3 protein-coding genes are annotated in these 1,989 nt (G+C 46.2%); 1 reads left to right on the top strand and 2 read right to left on the bottom strand.

What is annotated here, in order from left to right:
• Both WCO51_13040 and WCO51_13045 read right to left on the bottom strand, forming a co-directional pair.
• Positions 1-872, bottom strand: an 872-nt coding sequence (locus tag WCO51_13040; GenBank protein ID MEI6514179.1) for a molybdopterin-dependent oxidoreductase, incomplete at its 3' end; no start/stop codon positions are given.
• Between the two features lie 428 nt (positions 873-1,300).
• Positions 1,301-1,675: an RDD family protein gene (locus WCO51_13045; protein ID MEI6514180.1), complete on the bottom strand. Its 375-nt coding sequence runs from the start codon at positions 1,673-1,675 to the stop codon at positions 1,301-1,303.
• Between the two features lie 160 nt (positions 1,676-1,835).
• Between WCO51_13045 and WCO51_13050 the strand changes: the two genes are divergently transcribed.
• A partial coding sequence (locus WCO51_13050) for a glutamine synthetase (GenBank protein MEI6514181.1) occupies positions 1,836-1,989 on the top strand: 154 nt, incomplete at its 3' end.

A 1,989-nucleotide genomic window follows, 5' to 3' on the forward strand; every position in this document is an offset into this window, starting at 1 on the left:
ATCCAATATCCATGTTTTTTATCAAAGCGCGTTAACTCAATTCGTGTCAACCACTTAGTAGCCGAGACGTAACCATAGAGACCGGGCACAATTATTCGTGCTGGGAAACCATGCGCCAAAGGCAGCGGCTCTCCATTCATTCCAAGTGCAATCATCGCATCTCGCCCATCTAGTGCGGCTAATGGAAAACCTGCGCTAAAGCCATCTTGAGAAAATCCCAGAACCTGATCGGCATCAGCAGTCGGTGCCGCTTCGCGAATCAAATCATCAAGTCGAACACCTAGCCAACGTGCATTTCCAACTAGGTCGCCACCGACTTCATTTGAAACGCAGGAGATTGTGTCGTCAAGTTCAAAAACGGGTCTAGCGCTTAACTCTTTATACGTAAGGCTTCGTGGATGTGCCACCATTCCGACTATTTCCAATAACCAATCATCGGTTGAAATATTAGGAACGACTAATGAGGTATCGATTCGATAGAAATCTGCATTGGGTGTAAATAGAGGTGATAAACCAGGTGTCGTGAGGGCGGGATCTATCGGGGGTTTTGGTAGAAATTTAAGTGGTTTTGGAAGTGCGATTCTAATTCTCTCAACCTGAACACTTGCTTTCTGTGCAAGTAATTTAGCTGCCCCCGTGGCGGCAATGCTGACTGCAGCGATTACTCCTGCAGCTTTAAATACTTCGCGCCTGGAAAACATTGGACCTATTTCATCAACGATTTGCTCTTGCTTGCTGAGCCCATTAATTACATAAAGGGTTGTAGCACTCGAAATCACCGCTGGGATGAGTGAGAATAGATTCGACTCGGCATCTAAAAGCGCAGCCCAGCTCGCGGCAACGGTCATAAGCGCAATAATCGCGTAAGCCAAATATCTCTTTCCTGATAAGTAAGCGCGACCGACTACTATCGAAATGAGAAAAACTACGGAAAGAATAGTCAGGACAAGAAAAATTTTATCGTTTGTACCAAAAACGCGAATCACTAAACTCTTTACCGAGGGTGGAACATGATCGATGATTCGATTCCCAAGTGAGATTATTGGGCTATGCCACTTAGTATTTAAGGAGGCAATAAAGTGACCGACGCTGAGCCCAGCTAGAGTTGCTAAAGGGCCAAAGATGATTCCTGCTCGTTTGATTCTCACAATAAAACGTTACCCGAGCAACCTCACTTTTGCTTGTCAAAGCTACCTATTTCAACCCTATATGCATAAGCTAAATTGTTTTGTCCGTGTTATATAAGCAAACCGGAAATGCTTTCAAGACATCAAAAAGCCATATAAGAAAAGCGCAATCGCTACGAATTTCTAGTCAGAACTGTTTTACTAATTCGCTCATGAATCCCGCGGCCATCCTCGTCATAAGTCACGGCCGTCACCAGAAGAACTAAGAAGAAGGTGCGGATTAAGGCCTGCAATGGAGTGATCGTCCCTCCATCGCTAAAACGAACTACGCGCAGACCAAAGATCTTCTGACCAAGAGAGGCTCCCGTTAATGCCGTCAGGATGGCGACCTCACTGAAGAAAAGAGCCAAGATGATTGGTGAGCGATCTGGGCTCATCTGCCCGATTCCGCCCGAGAGGGCGGCGATAATGGCATAACAGGCCAGCCAATCCAGCGTGATTGCAGCCAAGCGTCGCCCAAGGCTGACTTCTCTACCCTTTGAATCCATGGCCCTAGCCTAGAGGTCAAAATTCTTAACATGGCTGTAACAGAGCGGTTATGCCGTTTTGCCTCGCCTGACTTACTCTTGCCACAGCGCAGAGGAGCTCAATGGCGAGAGATCTGCAACTGATACGTACTTTCTGTATCACATGTGAATTGGGAGAAGCATGTTCAAGAATTCAGCGGAAATCTTTGCCTATATTAAGAAGGAAGACATCAAGTTAGTCGATGTTCGCTTTACCGATCTTCCTGGAATCCAGCACCATTTCAACGTTCCAGTTGAATCATTCGATGAGGCGGTTTTTACAGACGGTCTTATGT

The sequence above is a fragment of the bacterium genome, from assembly GCA_037131655.1.
Lineage (GTDB): Bacteria > Armatimonadota > Fimbriimonadia > Fimbriimonadales > JBAXQP01 > JBAXQP01.

Excerpts from the sequence above, each read along its gene's own strand:
- WCO51_13045 (MEI6514180.1), bottom strand. The coding sequence starts at position 1,675 with ATGGATTCAAAGGGTAGAGAAGTCAGCCTTGGGCGACGCTTGGCTGCA.